Here is a 19,737-nt window from a genome sequence, read left to right as displayed (position 1 = left end):
GCCAGTGTCCGATCGTGTTCTTCCAGACTGGGCCAGCGTGACGGCGGCCGCTGGCTGCCTGCGCGCACCTAGCGAGGCCAAGTTGAAAGAGTACACAGCAGTTGTCACGCAGCAGATCAAGGAACAGATTTCCAAAGTTAAAGAAATCTTCCGCGACCATTCCCTTGCACCGAAAACCTTCGACGCCGCGCGCGACGATGCCTTGCCCTTGCGTTCCGAATTATTCAGCGCCATGCAGATGGCTGCCCACGGCAAGCACGTGGCCGCCGGCCATGCGGTGGGACGGCATCATGGCCGCGACCGCCTGCTGGCGCGCCTGGCCGACAATGCGGCCCTGATCACGGCCACCGTCAACGAGCTGACGGCGACCGTCAAAAGCGGACGCCAGGTCACGCCCGCCTCGGAATGGCTGCTCGATAATTTTTATCTGATCGAAGAGCAGATCCGCACCACGCGGCGCCACCTGCCGAAGAACTACAGCAAGGAGTTGCCACGCCTGACTTCCGGCGCGGACGCTGGCTGCCCGCGCGTGTACAAGATTGCGCTGGAAATCATCTCGCACGGCGATGGCCGCGTCGACCTGGAAAACCTGTGCCACTTCGCCGAGGCTTATCAGGACGTGGCCACCTTGACCCTGGGTGAACTGTGGGCCGTGCCCATCATGCTGCGCCTGGCCCTGATCGAAAACCTGCGCCGCGTCGCCGCGCGCGTGGCCGACGACCGCATGCAGCGCGACCTGGCCAATACCTGGGCCGACCAGATGACGGAGATCGCCGAGCGCAATCCCAGCGGCTTGATCCTGCTGGTGGCCGACATGGCCCGTTCGAACCCGCCCATGACCAGCGCCTTCGTGGCCGAATTGTCGCGCCGCCTGCAGGGGCAAAGTTCGTCGCTGACCCTGGCGCTGTCGTGGCTGACGCATAAGCTGGCCGAGTCGGGCCTCACGATCGAGCAGCAGATCCAGTCCGAAATCGGGCAACAGGCGGCCGACCAGGTGTCGATCGCCAACAGCATCGGCAGCCTGCGTTTTCTCGGCACCATGGATTGGCAGGAATTCGTCGAGACCATGAGCGTGGTCGAGCAGACCTTGCGCCTCGATCCGGCCGGCACCTATGGCTTGATGGATTTCGCCACGCGCGACAGCTACCGCCACGCCATCGAACGCATCGCCAGGCGCAGCGCGCGCAGCGAAGTGGAAGTGGCCGAGATGGTGGTACAGCTGGCGCACACGCACGGCAACGGCAATGATGCGCGCCGCGGCCACATCGGCTTTTACCTGGTGGGGCGCGGCGTGCTGGTGCTGGAAAAGCAGGCCGGCGCGAAACTGCCCTTCATCGAGGCGCTGCAGCATACGGCGCGCGCGGCGCCGCTGGCCGTCTACCTGGGCGCGATCTCGTTCCTGACCCTGGCGACGAGCGCCTTGCTGCTCGAGCGCGCCGTGCGCCATGGCGTGCAGGGCTGGTCCCTGGCGGCGCTGGGCGCGCTGGCGCTGCTGGGCAGCAGCCAGCTGTCCGTGGCCGTGGTGAACTGGCTGGCGACCCTGATGACGTCGCCGCATCCGCTGCCGCGCATGGATTACCAGGCCGGCATTCCATCGGATGCGCGCGGCATCGTCGTCGTGCCGACCCTGATCTACAGCGAGGACAACGTGGCGGCCCTGTGCGAGGCGCTGGAAGTGCGTTATCTCGCCAACCGCGACCCGAACCTGCGTTTCTGCCTGCTGACGGACTTTGTCGACGCACAGGCGCAAACGATGCCGGGCGACGACGCCCTGCTGCGCCAGGCGCAGGAGACCATCCGCGGCTTGAACGAGAAATACCGCGTGGAGGGCGTCGCGTTCAAGGAAAACGGCGATCCGGCCGACCACGAAGAGCTGGGCCATGTGGGGCCGTTCCTGCTGCTGCACCGTCCGCGCCTGTGGAATTCGCAGCAGAATGCGTGGATGGGACAGGAGCGCAAGCGCGGTAAATTGTCCGACCTGCACGCGTTTTTGCGCGGCGGCGCGCGCGACAAATTCTCGCTGGTGGAAGGCGAATTGCGCGGCCTGCGCACGATTAAATACGTGATCACGCTCGACACGGATACGCAGTTGCCGCGCGATGCGGCGCGCGAATTCATCGCCACCATGATGCACCCGCTGAACCGCCCCGTGCTGGACGCGGCCGGCACGCGCGTGGTGGCCGGTTACGGCATCCTGCAGCCGCGCGTGGCCGTGGCGCTGCCCAGCGCGAACGCTTCGCGCTACGAGTTGCTGTGCGGCGGTGAGCCGGGCATCGACCCCTACACGCGCACCGTGTCGGACCTGTACCAGGACGTGTTTTATGAAGGCTCCTTCATCGGCAAGGGCATCTATGACCTCGACATGTTCGAGCGCGTGCTGGGCCAGCGCCTGCCCGACAATAAAATCCTCAGCCACGATTTATTGGAAGGCTGTTACCTGCGCGCCGGGCTGCTCAGCGACTCGCAACTGTATGAGGAATACCCGGCCCGCTACGACGCCGACGTGAGTCGCCGCCAGCGCTGGATACGCGGCGACTGGCAGCTGCTCGGCTGGCTGCTGGGCCGGGTGCCGGGCCGCGCCGGCAAGCGCGAACGCAATCCCCTGTCGATGCTGTCGCGCTGGAAGCTGTTCGACAACCTGCGCCGCAGCGTCGTGGCGCCGGCCACCACCTTGTCCCTGCTGCTGGTGTGGGGCTTTTTGCCGCACGTCGCTTTCTGGAGTGCAGCGGTGCTGGCCATCATCTTCCTGCCGCCCGTGTTCTCCGCCCTGTACGATTTGCTGCGCAAACCGCGCGACACCCTGTGGCGCCAGCACCTGGCCGCCTTCGAGCGGCGCTGCGGCGTGCAGTTTTCGCATGCCATGCTGACCCTCGTCTTCCTGCCGTACGAAGCGTGGATCAGCCTGGACGCCATCGCGCGCACCCTGTGGCGCCTGGGCGTCTCGCACAAGCACTTGCTCGACTGGCGCGCCTCGAATTTGCACAGTTCTTCCGGCTCGCAGGCCGACAGCTGGCGCGCCATGTGGTGCTCGCCCGCGCTGGCGCTGGCTACCTTTGGCGCCTTGCTGGCCTGGCGCCCGCAAGCCTTGCCGGCCGCCGCCGTGGTACTGCTGCTGTGGCTCGTCGCACCCGCCATCGCCTGGTGGATCAGCCGCCCCATCGAGCGGGCCGTGGCGCGCCTGTCGGCCGAGCAGGGACGCTTCCTGCACGGCGTGGCGCGCAAGACCTGGGCGTATTTCGATACCTTCGTCGGTCCCGATGACCACTGGCTGCCGCCCGATAACATGCAGGAGCATCCGAACCTGGTGGTGGCGCACCGCACCTCGCCGACGAATATCGGCCTGGCGCTGCTGGCGAATTTGACGGCCTACGATTTCGGTTACCTCACCCTGGGGCAGTTGATCGAGCGCAGCCGCGCCACCCTGCACAGCATGGGCGAACTGGAACGCTTCCAGGGCCACTTCTATAACTGGTACGACACGCAAACGCTCAAGGCGCTGCAACCGATGTACATTTCGACGGTCGACAGCGGCAACCTGGCCGGCCATCTGCTGACCTTGCAGCCGGGACTGGTGGAACTGTACGACGCGCCCATCATCGGTGTGCAGGTGGTGCAGGGCATCCGCACGACGGCGCAGGTGCTGCAGGAATTCATCGCCGCCGAAGGCGAGGGCAAGGCCATGCGCGACAGCATGAGCCTGCTGCAGGCAGCGGCAAATCCCGCCACTCTGGGCGAATGGCATGCCTACCTGGGCACGGTGAATGGCGCGGCCGACGCGCTGCTGTCGCTGACCCTGCAAAGCGAGGATGGCGAACTGTCCATGTGGGCGGGTGCGCTGGCGCGCCAGTGCCGCGCGGCGCTGGCCGAATTGCTGCAACTGGCGCCGTGGGCGGGGCAGGCGGATGTCGATGCGGCGCTGATGCGCGTGCCGACCCTGCGCGAACTGGCTAACCTGGAAACACCGGAAGGCCTGCCTGCCGAGCTGGCGGCCTTGCTGGCGCAAGGCCGCGACCAGGCGGGACGCCACATGCGCGACATCGCCCACGCGGCGGGCCAGGCGCGCGACTTTGCGCAGATCGAATACGCGTTCCTGTACAACCCCTCCACAAAGCTGCTGGCCATCGGCTACAACGTCAGCGAACGGCGCCTGGACCCCAGCTACTACGATTTATTGGCCTCCGAAGTGCGCCTGGCCAGCTTCATTGCCATCGCCCAGGGGCAGCTGCCGCAGGAGCACTGGTTCGCCCTGGGCCGCCAGCTGTGCATGGTGGCGGGCCAGCCCGTGTTGCTGTCGTGGAGCGGCTCGATGTTCGAGTACCTGATGCCGCTGCTGGTGATGCCGAATTATCCGAACACCCTGCTCGATCAGACGTATCACTCCGTCATCGAGGCGCAGATCGATTACGGACGCCAGCGCGATGTGCCGTGGGGGATTTCCGAGTCCGGCTACAACACGGTCGACGCCAGCCTGAATTACCAGTACCGAGCGTTTGGCGTGCCAGGGCTGGGCTTGAAGCGGGGCCTGGCCGACGACCTGGTGGTGGCGCCGTACGCCAGCATGATGGGCTTGATGGTGCAGCCGGAAGCGGCGTGCCAGAACCTGCAGCGCATGCAGGCGGCCGGCTACATGGGCCGCTACGGCTTCTTTGAAGCCATCGATTTCACCACGGCGCGCCTGCCGCGCGGGCAGGGCAGCGCCATCATCCGCTCCTTCATGGTGCACCACCAGGGCATGGGCTTTTTGGCCCTCAGTTACCTGCTGCACGACCGCCCGATGCAGCGCCGTTTCGAGTCCGATCCGCTGCTGCAATCGGCCTTGCTGGTGCTGCAGGAACGCACGCCGCAGGCCGGCGCGTTTTACTCGAACACGGCCGAACTGGCGGTGCTGCGCAGCGGCGTCGCCGAACAGGCCATGCCGATGCGCATCCTCACGCAAGCCAACAGCGCCGTGCCCGAAACGCAGTTGCTGTCGAATGGCCGCTACCACGTCATGGTGAGCAATGCGGGCGGCAGCTACAGCCGCTGGAAAGACCTGTCCGTGACGCGCTGGCGCGAAGACAGCACGCGCGATAACTGGGGCAATTTCTGCTATCTGCGCGACCTCGACGACGGTGCCGTCTGGTCCACCATGTACCAGCCGACCCTGGCAGAACCGAAGAAATATGAAGTGATTTTTTCGGAGGGGCGGGCTGAGTTCCGCCGCGCCGATCACGGCCTGGACCTGTACACGGAAATCGTCGTCTCGCCCGAGGACGACATTGAAATCCGACGCACGCGCATCAGCAATAATTCGAACCGCCAGCGGCGCATTGAGATCACCAGTTTCGCCGAAGTGGTGATGGCGCCGGCGGCGGCCGATGCGGCCCACCCCGCGTTCAGCAAGTTGTTCGTGCAGACGGAAATCCTCGCGCATGAAAAGGCGATTTTATGCACGCGCCGGCCCCGCTCGAAGGATGAGCAGATGCCGTGGCTGCTGCATGTGATGACCGTGCACGATATCGAGCGCTACGAAGTCTCGTTCGAGACGGACCGCGCGCGCTTCATCGGCCGCGGCAACACGGCGCAGCTGCCGCAGGCGCTGCAGGAAAGCGGTCCATTGAGCGGCGGCCACGGCTCCGTGCTGGACCCCATCGTGGCCATCCGCTACGTCATCACGCTGGCCCCCGACCAGGCCGTGACGGTCGACAGCGTGACGGGCATGGTGGAGCAGCGCGAGGCGGCGCTGCACCTGATCGACAAATACCAGGACCGCCACCTGGCCGACCGCGTGTTCGAGCTGGCCTGGACGCACAGCCAGGTGGTGCTGCGCCAGCTGAATGCCAGCGAAGCGGACGCGCAGCTGTATGCGCGCCTGGCCAATGCCGTGATCTATCCGAATGCGGCCCTGCGCGCCGAGGCCAGCATCCTGATCAAGAACCAGCGCGGCCAGTCCGGCCTGTGGGCGTATGCCATTTCCGGCGACTTGCCCATCGTGCTGCTGCAGATACGCGATTCGGCCAATATCGAACTGGCGCGCCAGATGGTGCAGGCGCATGCCTACTGGCGCTTGAAAGGCCTGATCGTCGACCTGGTGATCTGGTATGAAGAGCAATCGGGCTACCGCCAGCTGCTGCACGACCAGATCATGGGCCTGATCGCCTCGGGCATCGACGCGCAGGCGATCGACCGCCCGGGCGGTATCTTCGTGCGCCTGGCCGAGCAGATCGCCAACGAGGACCGCATCTTGCTGCAATCGGTGGCACGCGCCATCATCAGCGACTTGCGCGGCACCCTGGCAGAGCAGGTCAAGCGTCCGCCCAGCCCCGTGCTGCGCATGCCGCCGCTGCTGCAAGACCCGGCCCGCGACCACGGCGGCGTGCCGCACCGGGCACCAAAGCGCGAGCTGATCCTGGAAAATGGCTTGGGCGGTTTCACGCCCGATGGCCGCGAATACGTGATCACGACGGGAGACAATAAACAGACGCCGGCGCCCTGGTCGAACGTGCTGGCCAATGTGCAATTCGGCACGGTGGTGTCCGACGCCGGCCAGGCGTATACGTGGAGCGAAAATGCGCATGAATTCCGCCTCACGCCATGGCAGAACGACCCCGTCTCCGACCTGTCCGGCGAAGCGTTCTATGTGCGCGATGAGCAGAGCGGCCAGTTCTGGTCGCCCTCGTCCCTGCCCGCGCGGGGCAGCGGCGATTACGTCACGCGCCACGGTTTCGGCTACAGCGTGTTCGAGCACAGCGAAGGAGGCATCGCCACCGAATTGTGCACCTATGTGGCGCTGGACGCAGCCGTCAAATATTCCGTCATCAAGGTGCGCAACGACAGCGGCGTGCCGCGCCGCCTGTCCGTCACGGGCTATGTGGAATGGGTGATGGCGGACCTGCGCGCCAAGTCCGGCATGCACGTGGCCACCGAAGTCGACACGATCAGCGGCGCCCTGTTCGCGCGCAATAACTACAACACGGAATTTTCGGGCCGGGTCGGCTTTTTCAATACGGATGCCAGCATCCGTTCCATCACCTGCGACCGCAATGAATTCATCGGCCGCAATGGCAGTCTGGCGCAGCCAGCCGCCTTGCGCCGTGTGCGCCTGTCCGGCAAGGCGGGCACGGGATTGGACCCGTGCGCGGCGATCCAGGTGCCATTTGAACTGCAGCCGGGGCAGGAGCGCGAAATTGTCTTCCTGCTCGGCGTGGGCGGGCGCCGCAATGCGGACGCCAGCACCATGGTGCAGCGCCATGCGGGCAAGGAAGCGGCCCGCATGGCGCTCGACGCCGTGCGGGCGCACTGGGACAGCACCCTGGGGGCCGTGCGCATCGAGACGCCCGATCCATCGCTCGATGTGATCGCCAATGGCTGGCTGATGTACCAGACCATCGCCTGCCGCCTGTGGGCGCGCAGCGGCTATTACCAGTCGGGTGGCGCCTACGGCTTCCGCGACCAACTGCAGGATGCGATGGCGATGATCCACACAGCGCCGCAGCTGCTGCGCAAGCACTTGCTGCTGTGCGCGGCGCACCAGTTCGTCGAGGGCGACGTGCAGCACTGGTGGCATCCACCGTCGGACCGGGGCGTGCGCACGCACTGTTCCGACGACTATCTGTGGCTGCCGCTGGCTACTTGCCGCTACGTGATCGCCACGGTCGACGTCAACGTGCTGTCGGAAGTGGCGCCCTTCATCGAGGGGCGCGCCGTCAAGCCGGAAGAGGATTCGTATTACGACCTGCCCGTGCGCTCGGGCGAGTCGGCGGACCTGTACGAACACTGCGTGCGCGCCATCCGCCACGGCTTGCGCCTGGGCGTGCACGGCTTGCCGCTGATCGGTTCCTGCGACTGGAATGACGGCATGGACAAGGTGGGCGAACATGGCAAGGGCGAGAGCGTGTGGCTGGCTTTCTTCCTGTATGAAGTGCTGCAGCGTTTCGCCGAAGTGGCCGTGCTGCGCGGCGATGTGCCGTTTGCCCAGTTCTGCCGCGATGAAGCCGTGAAGCTGGCGGCCAACGTCGAGGAACATGCGTGGGATGGCGAATGGTACCGGCGCGCGTATTTCGACGACGGCACGCCATTGGGTTCGCACACGAACGAGGAATGCCAGATCGACTCGATTTCGCAAAGCTGGGGCGTGCTGTCGGGCGCGGCCAACAGGGAAAGAGTCGCGGGCGCCATGCGCCAGGTCGATGCGCGGTTGGTGCGCCGCGATTCGGGTGTGATCCAGCTGCTCGATCCGCCGTTCGATAAATCCAGCCTGAATCCTGGCTATATCCGCGGCTATGTGCCGGGCGTGCGCGAGAACGGCGGCCAGTACACGCATGCGGCCATCTGGACGGCGATGGCGTTTGCCCGCCTGGGCGATGGCGAAAAAGCGTGGGAGTTGCTGCGCATGATCAATCCCGTGCGCCACGGCGTTGACGCGCAGGCGGTGCAGCGCTATAAGGTTGAGCCCTACGTGGTGACGGCCGACGTGTATGCCGTGGCGCCCCACGTGGGACGGGGCGGCTGGAGCTGGTACACGGGGTCGTCGGGCTGGCTGTACCGGCTGATCGTCGAATCTCTGCTCGGTTTGACGCGCGAAGCGGACGTGCTGCGCATGGTGCCGGTCATGCCGGCAGAGTGGAACAGCTTCAAGCTGCATTACCGCTTTGGCGCCAGCAGCTATGCCATCACGGTGGAACAGGCGCAGGGACGGCCTGCGGGCTTGTCGCTCGATGGCGTGGCACAGGGTGGCAACAGCATCGCCCTGCGCGACGAGGGCCGCGAGTACGCAGTGCTACTGCTGGTTTAGTCTTGCCGCCGTACCTGCCACGTATCGTATTCGGGCCGGCGCCTGCCAAGCAGCAGGATCAGGCCGGCGCCCAGCAACAGCAGGTCGCGCGTGCGTACGGCGGGCTCGGATTGCGTTGCGAGCTGAGGGGGCGTAGGTGCCGCCGTGGCAGCGGGCAACTGGCTTGCGCAGGCGGCCAGGCACAGCGCTGCCATCTTTCCATTCAAATGCATAGATTCCTCAAGAAAGCGCGGTGACCACCAGGTGGCACCGCGCCAGTATTCATGTCGGCGACATTGTAATTATAGACATGAACATTGTAAATGAGAAATTATTTAAGATTGAGTCAAAACCCCAGGGCCGCGCCCGCGCCCAGCAGGGTGGCCACGCCCAGCACGGCAAAGACCAGCGCCGCGATGCCATGCACGAGGCGCAGCGGGACGCGGTTGGCGATCCTGTCGCCGAGGTACACGGCCGGCACGTTGGCCAGCATCATGCCGAAGGTGGTGCCCAGCACGACGGAAACAATGTCGTGATAGCGCGCCGCCAGCGCCACCGTGGCGACCTGCGTCTTGTCTCCCATTTCCGCCATGAAGAAGGCGATCAGGGTGGTCAGGAATACGCCGTACTTGGCCAATTTGGTTTCGTCTTCATCGAGCTTGTCGGGGATCAGGGTCCAGGCAGCCATCGCCAGGAAGGAGACGCCCAGTACCCAGCGCAGCACGTCGGGCCCCAGCATGCTGGTGATCCAGGCGCCGACGGCGGCGGCGAACGCGTGGTTGGCGATGGTGGCGACGAAAATCGCCAGCACGATGGGCAAGGGCTTGCGGAATTTGGCGGCCAGCAAAAAGGCCAGGAGTTGGGTTTTGTCGCCGATTTCAGCGAGACCGACGATGCCGGTGGAGATGAGGAATGCTTCCATGAGATTGCAAGAGGTACGCGGGCCGGACGAATTAACCAATGATCCACGGGCGACTCCGGCCCATGCGGCCGCCCTGGATCAATGGTCTCGTCAAGTTTTGCAACCACCTGCACCATGGCCTGCGGGCCAATTATGTTGATACAGGTTCCCGCGGCAGGACCGCAGGACGACTACTCCCCAATGTTCGAGGCGCATCATACGCCAATGCCTGCGCCGGCGCCAGTGCCGGCGGGGGATGTTGCGGCCTGGTGTGTGGGACTTCGACAACAATGATCGATTTGCAAACAGACTCGACTTAGAATGCAGTCTGTCCACGACTCCCAGATGGAATGCGCCATGCCGGTCCTTGTCCGCTTGCTTGCCTTGTGTTTGACCTTGTTTGCTCCCTTGTCCGGCCTGTGCGCCGCCGCGCCTTTCGACGACAAGTTCCGCCAGCTCGAAGAATTGCTGCCCACGCCGAATAGCTACCGCACGGCGTCCGGCGCGCCGGGCCACGCCTACTGGCAGCAGCGCGCCGATTACGTAATCCGCGCTACCCTGGACGAAGCGCGCCGCGAAATCACGGCCAGCGAGCAGATCACCTATCACAACCGCTCGCCCGACAGCCTTGCGTATCTGTGGCTGCAGCTGGACCAGAATGGCTTGCGCAAGGATGCCGACCAGCGCCGCGTCCTGAGCGCGCCGTCGCACCAGGCCTGGCTCAGCAGCAGCGAAGAGGAGGCGCTGAAATTCGAGGACTTGCGCGCCATCCATGCGGGCCGCGAATTTGACGGCGGCTTCAAGCTCACCGCCGTGAAAGCGGCCAGCGGCAAGCCGCTGCCGTATGTGGTCAACCAGACCATGCTGCGCATCGATTTGCCGGTGGCGCTAGCGCCCGGCCAGAGCATCACGTTCAACATCGACTGGTCGTATCAGATCAATGACCAGAAGGTGCTGGTCGAGCGCTCCGGCTATGAATATTTTGAAGACGACAAGAACGCGATCTTCCAGGTCGCGCAGTGGTTTCCGCGCATGGCCGCGTATTACGACGCCGTCGGCTGGCAGCACAAGCAGTTCCTCGGCTCGGGCGAATTCACGCTGGAATTTGGCGACTACGAGCTGTACCTGACGGTGCCGGGCGACCATGTGGTGGCCGCCACGGGCGAATTGCAGAATCCTGCCGCCGTCCTGAGCACGGTGCAGCGCGAGCGCCTGGCGCGGGCGAAGAACAGCGATACGCCGCTGCTGGTGATCACGCCCGCCGAAGCGCTGGCGGCGGAAAAGGGGAAAGCCACGGGCATGAAAACCTGGCACTTCAAGGCGACCAATGTGCGCGACGTGGCGTGGGCTTCGAGCCGCAAGTTCATCTGGGATGCGCAGGGTTTGAATAGCGGCGGCAAGCGCGTGATGGCCATGTCCTACTATCCGAACGAGGGCAATCCGCTGTGGCAGCAGTACAGCACGCGCGCCGTCGTGCACGCGATCGAGCAGTACAACAAGTACAGTTTCGACTATCCGTATCCGAACGCGATGTCCGTCAATGGCGCCGTGGGCGGCATGGAGTATCCGATGATTTCGTTCAATGGTGGGCGCCCCGTGAAGGACAAGAAGACGGGGGAACGCACGTATTCGAAGACGACCAAGTATGACTTGATCGGCGTGATCATCCACGAAGTGGGCCATAATTATTTTCCCATGATCGTCAACTCGGACGAGCGCCAGTGGACGTGGATGGACGAGGGTTTGAATTCCTTCCTGCAGTACCTGGCCGAGCAGGCGTGGGAAGAGCATTTTCCGTCCTGGAATGGCGAGCCGCGCAAGATCGTCGACTACATGCGCAGCCAGAACCAGGTACCCATCATGACCAACTCCGAGTCCTTGCTGCAGTTCACGGCGAACGCCTACGACAAGCCGGCCACCGCCCTCAACATCCTGCGCGAAACCATTTTAGGGCGCGAATTGTTCGACTTCGCCTTCAAGCAGTACGCCTTGCGCTGGAAGTTCAAGCGCCCCACACCCGCCGACTTTTTCCGCACCATGGAAGACGCGTCCGGCACGGATCTGGACTGGTTCTGGCGCGGCTGGTTCTATACCACCGACGCGGTCGACATCAGCATCGACGGCATCAGCGAATATGGCGTGAGCACGAAGAATCCGGAAGTCGAGAAAGCGTGGAAGAAGGCGCAGAAGGCCGCGCAGCCCATATCGATCTCGGACCAGCGCAACAAGGCGCTGCCGAAGAAGGTCGACCTCGATCCTGCGCTGAAGGATTTCTATAACCGGCACGATGAATTCACGGTCACCAACAAGGACCGCAACAGCTATGCGGAGGAGCAGGAAACGCTGGAGCCATGGGAGAGAAAGCTGCTGGAACAGCACAACATGGGAAAGCATCTGTACCTGGTCGATTTTTCGAATCTCGGCGGCCTGGTGATGCCGCTGATCCTGGAAATCGAACTGAAAAGCGGCAAGAAGATCATCGAGCGGGTGCCGGCCGAAGTGTGGCGCTACTCGCCGCACAAGATTAGCAAGGTCATCATCACGGACGAGCCGATGGTGGGGCTGGTGCAGGATCCGTACTGGGAGACGGCCGACATCGACATCAGCAATAACGCCTGGCCGAGAAAAATCACGCCATCGCGCCTGGAGCTGTTCAAGCAGGACCGCGATAAGAACAACTTGATGAAGGATTTTAATGTGCCGCTGAAGGCACCCGAGGCCAAGGCCGAAGCCAGGCCGGAGGCAAAATAGGGAAACAGCGCCGGCCAGTCCGGCGCTTTTTCTGCCAGGTCTGCGCCGGAAGTGCTATTCTGCGCGACGCCCCGGCGCACACGGACCGGGGCTTTCGCAAATCATTCAAAAGACGACCATGCAAACTTTGACCTTCCTGCGCGCGCTGGGCTGTGCGCTACTTTGCCAGGTGACCCTGGCCGCGCACGCCGACCCCCTCAGCTATGCGCGCTACGACCAGGTGCGCACGCGCGACCTGCAGCTGGACCTGAAAGCGGATTTCAAGCAAAAGACGCTCTCTGGCTATGCCGAGTTGTCCTTGAGCTGGATCGACCCGGCGGCGCGCACCCTGGTGCTCGATACGCGCGACCTGTCGATCGCGAAGGTGCAGGTACAGGACAAGCGTGGCGCATGGCAGATGGCGCCGTACCAGCTGGACAAGGCCGACCCGGAAAAGGGCCAGGCGCTGCGCATCACCACCACGGGCCAGCCGGGCAAAGTGCGCGTCTACTATCACACGGCCCCCAATGCCATCGCGCTGCAGTGGCTCACGCCGCAGCAGACCATGTCGGGCAAGCTGCCTTTCATGTTCAGCCAGTCGCAAAGCATCAACGCCCGCTCGTGGGTGCCGTCGCAGGATACGCCGGCCGTGCGCTTTACGTACAGCGCGCGCATCGATGCGCCAGCGGGCATGCGCGTCGTGATGAGCGCCGAGAATGACGAAAAGGCGACGGGCAAGGGCGGCTGGAAATTCAGGATGCCGCAGCCGATTCCTTCGTACCTGCTGGCCATCGCCATCGGCGAACTGGAAGTGCGCAAGCTCGGTCCCCGCTCCGCCGTATATGCCGAACCGCCGCGCATCAAGGCCGCCGAGTACGAGCTGGCCGACACGGAAAAGATGATCCAGGCAGCCGAAGCACTGTACGGTCCGTATGGATGGGGCCGCTACGACATGATCGTGCTGCCGCCATCGTTCCCCTACGGCGGCATGGAAAACCCGCGCCTGACCTTTCTCACGCCGACCATGATCGCGGGCGACCGCAGTTTGGTCGACCTGATCGCGCATGAACTGGCCCACTCGTGGTCGGGCAACCTGGTCACCAACGCGTCGTGGAAGCACATGTGGCTCAACGAAGGCTTTACCACCTACGTCACGACGCGCATCGTCGAGCAGCTGTATGGCAGCGAAGTGGCGCAGATGGGAGTGCAGGTCGACCAGGAAGAACTGGCCGCCTCGATCAAGGAATTGCCGGCAGCGAAGACGGCATTGATCACGCGCGATGCGGACGCCAATCCGGCGGAAACGTACACGGACGACGGCATCATCTACCCGAAAGGCGCCTGGTTCCTGGCCACCATGGAGCGCCGTGCCGGCCGCGCCGTATTCGACCCCTTCCTGCGCGGCTGGTTCGACCAGCATGCGTTCCAGAGCGTGACGACGGAGCAGTTCATCGCCTACCTGCGCAAGAACCTGCTGGCGCAGCATCCGGACGTGATGCCGGAAGCGGAACTCGATGAATGGCTGTATGGCACCGGCGTGCCGGCCAGCGCGCAGCGCGTCGTCTCGCCGCGCCTGGCGCTGCTCGACCAGCACCGCGACGCCTGGCTCAAGGGCGAGCTGGCGACGAAGGACCTGGGCATGGACAAGTGGATCGCCATCGAAACGATGCACTTCCTGAACGATATCAACAACAAGGCCAGCGCGGCGCAATTGCGTGAGCTGGACCAGGCCTACGGTGTGGGCAAGAGCGGCAACAACGAAGTGGCGTACCGCTTTTATCTGGCCTCCGTGAACGCCGGCTACGATGTGCGCCAGCCATTGCAGGCATTCCTGATGAGCGTGGGCCGCCAGAAGTTCGTCGTGCCCCTGTACAGCGCCTTGATGAAGACGCCGCAAGGCCATGTCTGGGCCAAGGACGTATATGCGCAGGCGCGCGAACGCTACCACCCGGTGACGCAGGAAAGCGTCGATAAATTGATGGCCGCGCAAGCGCATTGAACCTTATTGGGAAATCCTGACCATGCATACCATGAACCGTCTCGCCGCCGCCATCGTGCTGGCGTTTTCCAGCATCACCGTGCCGGCGCTGGCTCTTGACGCCGCACCCGTCGCTTCCGCCGCATCCGCGCCGGCGCCCGCCTTCGACCTTGACCGCGACGTCGCCACCGCCTTGAAAGTGTTCGACGTGCCCGGCATGGCGATCGCCATCGTCAAGGACGGCAAGGTCGTCACCGCCAGGGGCTTTGGCGTGCGTAAACTCGGCGAGCCGGCCGCTGTCGATGCGCAGACCCTGTTCGAGGTAGCATCGAACTCGAAGGGTTTCACGGCCGCCGCGCTGGCCATGCTGGTCGACGATGGCAAGCTGGCCTGGGACGATCCCGTCACCAAGCACCTGCCCGGCTTCCAGATGCACGATTCCTACGTGACGGGCGCCATGACCGTGCGCGACCTGCTGACGCACCGCAGCGGCCTGGGTCTGGGCGCGGGCGACTTGCTGTGGTGGCCGACCACCACCTTCAGCACCGACGAGATCATCGAGAAGCTGCGCTACATCCGCCCGGCCACGAGTTTTCGCAACAGCTATGCCTACGATAACCTGCTGTATATCGTGGCCGGCAAGATCATCGCCGACAAGGCGGGCATGAGCTGGGGCGAGGCCATGCATGAGCGCATCCTGGCGCCGCTGGGCATGACGGGCACCACCACCAGCCTGCTTGAAAACGCGGGCAAGTCTGACGTCGCCAGTGCGCACAGCAAGATCGACGGCAAGATCGCTGCCGTCAAGTCGATGCCTGTGCCGAACGCCGTGGGCGCCGTCGGCATCAACACGAATGCGGAAGATATCGCCAAGTGGATGATGGTGCTGCTCGACGGCGGCAAGATCGCCGGCGTGAAGGACAAGGACGGCAAGGAGGCGCGTTTGTTCAGCGAAAAGCAGGGCCGCGAAATGTGGACGGCGCAAACGCCGATCAAGATTTCCGAGCCGAAGCCGGCGCTGGCCGCGACCAAGCCGAACTTCAGCGCATATGGCCTGGGCTTCCAGCTGCGCGACTATAAGGGCATGAAAGTGGCCATGCACGGCGGTGCGCTGCAGGGATTTTATTCGCGCGTGGTGATGGTGCCGGAAGCAAAGCTGGGCGTGGCCATTCTGACCAATGCGGAAAATGGCGGTTCCATGACGGCGCTGCAATGGCGCATCCTCGACCATTATCTGCAGGCGGCGCCGTCGGATTGGCTGGCGCTGGTGGCCAAGGTGGAGCAGGACCAGCATGCCGAGGAAGTCAAGAAGCAGGGCAAGGCGTCGAGCGCGCGCGCGGCGAAATCGCAGCCATCGCTGCCGCTGGCGGCATACGACGGCGAGTACGAGGACGCCTGGTATGGCAAGGTCGTGATCAAGCCGGAAGGAAAAAAACACATCCTCAGCTTCACGCGCACGCCGGACCTGACGGGCGAGCTGGAACACTGGCAGCACGACACTTTCATCGTGCGCTGGAAAGAGCGCAACTTCAACGCCGATGCCTACGTGACGTTCTCGCTCAATCCCGATGGCAGCATCGACCGCGTGAAGATGGCGCCCGTGTCGGACGAGACGGATTTCAGCTATGACTTCCAGGACTTGAGCCTGGTGCCGGTGAAACCGAAGGAAGCGAAGAAATAAGGTGTCGATACAAAAACCGCAGCCTGTGCTGCGGTTTTTTTTTCGCCTGTTCCCATGCAAATGCGCGGCAGGAAAGCGGCGAGCCGGTTTTTATTCCCTGAAATGGAATGAAAAAGAAACGTTATCTTGTTTTCTTATTTGCGTATTTAATAACTCTTTAAGGTGCTACTATTTCTGGGCGCCATAGAATTCGTCTGTCGACAGGCGGTTTCCGGCGGCTGAAGCCTGTGTCTTCAGTGGTTTTTATAACGACTCAACTCTTGGGAATGGGATAAAAATGATCAATGTGAAAAAAGCCGTCTTTGTCTTTTGCGCCGCCGTCGGTTTTGCCGGCGCCATCAGTTCTTCCGCATATGCGCTGCCAACGCGCGAAACCTGCGAGGAAGCCTATACCTCGTGCGTGACGGACGGCGATGCCGGCGCCTGCACGCTGGTCAAGCGCCTGTGCGGCGTGTACGGCATCTACCTGTAAGGCGGCAGTCAACCCGGCTGGCAGGCGGCGCGCCGGATCGGCCCGCCGCCGTTTTTTTACGGCTTGACGAACTTCAGGGTCATGCGGTCGCTCTCGCCGATGGCCGTGTACTTGGCCCGATCCACATCCTTGTTGGCGTAGGTGGGCGGCAGTGCCCAGACGCCGCCCTCATGGTCCGCCGTATCCTTGGGATTGGCGTTGATTTCCGACTTGGCCGCCAGTTTGAAGCCTGCGCCTTCGGCCAGCTTGATCACATACGCTTCGTGCATGTAGCCGCTGCTGGCCGTGGCATCCTGCGCCTTGTTCGCCGGCAGGCGGTGTTCGACGACGCCGAACACGCCGCCCGGTTTCAGGCTGTCATACACTTCCTTGAACAGGGTTTTCATGCCCTCGTCGCCGATGGGTATCCAGTTGTGGATATTGCGGAAGGTGAGCACCATGTCGGCCGTGCCCTTGGGCGCGATGCGGTAGGTGGTGGGGGGCGCGAAGGCGCCGAGTTCCACCTTGCCGAAAGCGCTCGGGTTGGCGTCGAGTTTTTGCCGGAAGCGCACCGCGCCACGGCGTGCACCTTCGCTGCTTGACTGCGGGTCGTTGCCGGCGGCGATCAGCTTGCCGTGGTCGCGCAGGTAGGGCGCCAGGATTTCCGTGTACCAGCCGCCGCCGGGCGCCAGCTCCACCACCGTCATGGTCGGCTTGATGCCGAAAAACGTCAGCGTTTCATACGGGTGGCGGGCGCTGTCGCGCAGCGCGTTGGCCGGCGTGCGCGCACTGCCGGTGATGGCCGCCTTCAGGGCCGCGTCGCCCGCATCGGCGGCCAGCGCCGCGTCGCTGCCGCCGCAGGCCAGCATGACCGTCAGGGCCGCGGCCAGGGATACTCGCTTCATCATCATATGCTCCATGCGTGATTGGATCGGTTGGTCAATTGGTGGCGATCGCCATCAACGCCGATCATCGGGCAAGCACGCTGGCCGGTCAAGCGGATTCCGTACCCCAGGTTGCGGCATACGCGGGTATGTCGCAGGTGTTGAGCGCATCGGCGATGGCCGCGCCACGGCCGTGCGAAAAAGGTAGTTCGCCCGTCCAGACGGCATGCGCCATATCGCCCGCATCGTCGAGCGGACCGCCCGTGCGCTGCTTGACGGCGCATTCGTCGAGCGCGATGCGCAGCACGGTGGTGGCCGCGTATTCCTTGGCGCTGCCGCCGCGCACGTGCGCCAGACGTCCCGGTGCCAGCTTCTCCATCAGCGCATCCATGGCCACATGTTGCTGGCCGATGTCGCTTACTTTCTCAAACTGCCCATACACCATCGCCGAGCGGTAGTTCATGGTGTGATTGAAGGCGGAGCGCGCCAGCACCAGGCCGTCGAGATGGCTGACCGTCACGCACGCGTCGCCGTCGAGCAAGAGCTGCTTGAGCATGCGGCTACCGTTCGAGCCATGGATGTACAGGTGGCCGCCGATGCGCCAGCAGGCGGTCGGGATGCAATGGCTGCCCTTATCGTCGCGAAAAGCGATATGGCACAGATAGGCGGCATCGAGGATGGCGTAGAGGGAGGTCTGTTCATAGCAGGCCAGTTCGGCGACGCGGCGCACGCGGGTACGGGGGCTGGGGGGCAGGGCGGTAGCGGTCATGGTCGAAGTCCCGTTGGTTGAAGAAGCAGGCCGCACTATAATCGGCATCTGGCTCTGAAAAAAGATCCAGAACTGACAAATAATTTAGAGCCACAATGAAGGAGAAGCATGGACTTCGCTTTGCTGCTGAACGCGTTCGAGCGCACGCACCGCGGGCGGGGCTGGTCGCGCCAGCGCCTGTTGCATGAATGCCTGCGCGCGGCGATCCGCGGCGGCCAGCTGGCGCCCGGCACGCGGCTGGCCGCGACGCGCGTGCTGGCGGCCGAACTGGGACTGGCGCGCAATACCGTGCTGTACGCCTACGAGCAGCTGGCCAGCGAAGGATTTGTCTTGCCGGACCGGCGCGGCACCGTCGTCGCCGGCAGCGCCGGTGTGCCTGCGGCTGCGCCTGCGGCAGGGGGCAACGATGGCTTGTCGCGCCGCGCGCAGCATTTGCGCGGCGTGGCGGGACAGGATGTGAATGCCTCGGTAGTGTTTCCCGCCGACGCCATGGGCGCGTTTGCGCCTGGCGTGCCGGCGCTCGATGAGTTCCCGCTGGCGCAGTGGCGGCGCATGCTGGACCGCGCGTGGCGCGCGCTGACGCCGCGCCAGCTCAATTACGGCGACCCGGCCGGCGAGCCGTCGTTGCGCATGGCCATTGCCGAGCATTTGCGCGCCGCGCGCGGCGTCGTCTGCGATGCGGGTCAGGTGTTCATCACGGACGGCACGCAAAGCAGCCTCGATGTCTGCCTGCGCGCCTTTGCCGACCAGGGCGACACCTTGTGGATCGAGCATCCAGGCTATGGCGGCGCGCTGGCGGCGGGCCGTGGCGCGGGCTTGCAGGTGACCGGTATCGCGGTCGACATGGACGGCATCGCACCGACGGATGACGACTGGCGCGACACGCCGCCGCGCCTCATCTACACCACGCCGTCGCACCAGTATCCGACGGGCAGCGTGCTCAGTCCCGCGCGCCGCATGGCGCTGCTCGAACGCGCCCGCGTGGCCGGCGCCCTGATTATCGAAGACGATTACGACAGCGAGTTTCGCCATGGCGGCCCACCCCTGGCCGCGATGCAGGGACTGGTGGCCGACGCGCCCGTCGTGTACCTGGGGACCTTCAGCAAGACCATGTTTCCCGCCTTGCGCATCGCCTTTATCGTCGTGCCGGCCGCGCTGGCCGGGGCCTTCGCGCAGATGCAGGCGCAGGGTGCCGCACGGGGGAGGGTGGCGGAACAGCTGGCGCTGGCCGAGTTCCTGCGCAGCGGCCTGTTTGCGCGCCACGTGCGGCGCATGCGCCGGCTGTATCGCCAGCGCCGCGATGCCTTGAGCGAGGCGCTGCAGCGCCATGCGTGCGCGGGCGCATCCATCCATGGCGGCACGGCCGGCATGCACCTGGCGCTGCGTTTCCATGATCGCGCATGGGATGACCTGGCGCTGAGCCGCAGCGCCGCGCAGGACGGCATCGTGGCTCTGGCCCTGTCCGCGCATGGCACGGGAGATGCGGGGGGCTGGAACGGTTTCCTGCTCGGTTATGCCCAGGTGCCGGCCGAGCACATGGATGGCCTGGTGCGCCGCCTGGGTGGGCTGCTGCCGGCGTGATGCAGCTAAT

The 19,737-nt window shown here is 64.3% G+C and carries 10 protein-coding genes and 1 riboswitch; of the genes, 6 read left to right on the top strand and 4 right to left on the bottom strand.

The features are described 5' to 3' along the window. Nucleotides 1-82 precede the first annotated feature (82 nt). Nucleotides 83-8,773 carry a glucoamylase family protein gene (locus tag O0881_RS17965; RefSeq protein WP_354670219.1) on the top strand — a complete coding sequence of 2,897 codons (8,691 nt, stop codon included), beginning with the start codon at nucleotides 83-85 and terminating at the stop codon, nucleotides 8,771-8,773. Here the strand turns inward: O0881_RS17965 and O0881_RS17960 are convergent. Together O0881_RS17960 and O0881_RS17955 are read right to left on the bottom strand one after the other, a co-directional pair. Beyond that, the gene (locus tag O0881_RS17960; protein WP_251349415.1) at nucleotides 8,770-8,985 is read right to left on the bottom strand and encodes a hypothetical protein; all 216 of its coding nucleotides are present in this window, start codon (nucleotides 8,983-8,985) and stop codon (nucleotides 8,770-8,772) included. The two genes, O0881_RS17965 and O0881_RS17960, sit on opposite strands and share 4 nt — an antisense overlap. Nucleotides 8,986-9,098: 113 nt before the next feature. After that, nucleotides 9,099-9,674 carry a TMEM165/GDT1 family protein gene (locus O0881_RS17955; protein ID WP_034753160.1) on the bottom strand — a complete coding sequence of 192 codons (576 nt, stop codon included), beginning with the start codon at nucleotides 9,672-9,674 and terminating at the stop codon, nucleotides 9,099-9,101. Between the two features lie 9 nt (nucleotides 9,675-9,683). After that, nucleotides 9,684-9,865: riboswitch (yybP-ykoY riboswitch) on the bottom strand. 145 nt (nucleotides 9,866-10,010) lie between these two features. Here O0881_RS17955 and O0881_RS17950 point away from each other — a divergent pair. The 4 genes from O0881_RS17950 to O0881_RS17935 all read left to right on the top strand — a co-directional run bounded on the left by O0881_RS17950 (nucleotide 10,011) and on the right by O0881_RS17935 (nucleotide 16,514). Further along, nucleotides 10,011-12,404: a M1 family aminopeptidase gene (locus tag O0881_RS17950; protein WP_289912414.1), complete on the top strand. Its 2,394-nt coding sequence runs from the start codon at nucleotides 10,011-10,013 to the stop codon at nucleotides 12,402-12,404. Between the two features lie 118 nt (nucleotides 12,405-12,522). Beyond that, complete coding sequence (locus O0881_RS17945; RefSeq protein ID WP_289912413.1) at nucleotides 12,523-14,382, top strand: M1 family metallopeptidase; 1,860 nt, start codon at nucleotides 12,523-12,525, stop codon at nucleotides 14,380-14,382. Nucleotides 14,383-14,404: 22 nt separating this feature from the next. Then, on the top strand, nucleotides 14,405-16,042 hold the full coding sequence (locus tag O0881_RS17940) for a serine hydrolase (protein ID WP_289912412.1): 1,638 nt from the start codon (nucleotides 14,405-14,407) through the stop codon (nucleotides 16,040-16,042). 277 nt (nucleotides 16,043-16,319) lie between these two features. Next, nucleotides 16,320-16,514 carry a hypothetical protein gene (locus tag O0881_RS17935; RefSeq protein WP_289905813.1) on the top strand — a complete coding sequence of 65 codons (195 nt, stop codon included), beginning with the start codon at nucleotides 16,320-16,322 and terminating at the stop codon, nucleotides 16,512-16,514. A 56-nt stretch (nucleotides 16,515-16,570) separates the two neighbouring features. Here O0881_RS17935 and O0881_RS17930 read toward each other — a convergent pair whose 3' ends face one another. Next, nucleotides 16,571-17,398 carry a methyltransferase gene (locus tag O0881_RS17930; RefSeq protein ID WP_289912649.1) on the bottom strand — a complete coding sequence of 276 codons (828 nt, stop codon included), beginning with the start codon at nucleotides 17,396-17,398 and terminating at the stop codon, nucleotides 16,571-16,573. Nucleotides 17,399-17,486: 88 nt separating this feature from the next. Next, nucleotides 17,487-18,194 carry a pyridoxamine 5'-phosphate oxidase family protein gene (locus tag O0881_RS17925; RefSeq protein ID WP_305060586.1) on the bottom strand — a complete coding sequence of 236 codons (708 nt, stop codon included), beginning with the start codon at nucleotides 18,192-18,194 and terminating at the stop codon, nucleotides 17,487-17,489. Between the two features lie 60 nt (nucleotides 18,195-18,254). Here O0881_RS17925 and O0881_RS17920 point away from each other — a divergent pair, with 60 nt between their 5' ends. Continuing rightward, nucleotides 18,255-19,727: a PLP-dependent aminotransferase family protein gene (locus O0881_RS17920; RefSeq protein ID WP_289912410.1), complete on the top strand. Its 1,473-nt coding sequence runs from the start codon at nucleotides 18,255-18,257 to the stop codon at nucleotides 19,725-19,727. Nucleotides 19,728-19,737: the final 10 nt, after the last annotated feature.

It is taken from the genome of Janthinobacterium sp. SUN100, from assembly GCF_030397705.1.
Classification (GTDB): Bacteria; Pseudomonadota; Gammaproteobacteria; order Burkholderiales; family Burkholderiaceae_D; genus Janthinobacterium; species Janthinobacterium kumbetense.
This window is presented reverse-complemented; position numbering and strand designations above follow the sequence as displayed.

Bases quoted from the DNA above. Each gene is read 5' to 3' on its own strand.
- O0881_RS17960 (WP_251349415.1), bottom strand. From the start codon at position 8,985: ATGCATTTGAATGGAAAGATGGCAGCGCTGTGCCTGGCCGCCTGCGCA.
- O0881_RS17955 (WP_034753160.1), bottom strand. From the start codon at position 9,674: ATGGAAGCATTCCTCATCTCCACCGGCATCGTCGGTCTCGCTGAAATC.
- O0881_RS17950 (WP_289912414.1), top strand. From the start codon at position 10,011: ATGCCGGTCCTTGTCCGCTTGCTTGCCTTGTGTTTGACCTTGTTTGCT.
- O0881_RS17945 (WP_289912413.1), top strand. From the start codon at position 12,523: ATGCAAACTTTGACCTTCCTGCGCGCGCTGGGCTGTGCGCTACTTTGC.
- O0881_RS17940 (WP_289912412.1), top strand. From the start codon at position 14,405: ATGCATACCATGAACCGTCTCGCCGCCGCCATCGTGCTGGCGTTTTCC.
- O0881_RS17935 (WP_289905813.1), top strand. From the start codon at position 16,320: ATGATCAATGTGAAAAAAGCCGTCTTTGTCTTTTGCGCCGCCGTCGGT.
- O0881_RS17930 (WP_289912649.1), bottom strand. From the start codon at position 17,398: ATGAAGCGAGTATCCCTGGCCGCGGCCCTGACGGTCATGCTGGCCTGC.
- O0881_RS17925 (WP_305060586.1), bottom strand. From the start codon at position 18,194: ATGCCGATTATAGTGCGGCCTGCTTCTTCAACCAACGGGACTTCGACC.
- O0881_RS17920 (WP_289912410.1), top strand. From the start codon at position 18,255: ATGGACTTCGCTTTGCTGCTGAACGCGTTCGAGCGCACGCACCGCGGG.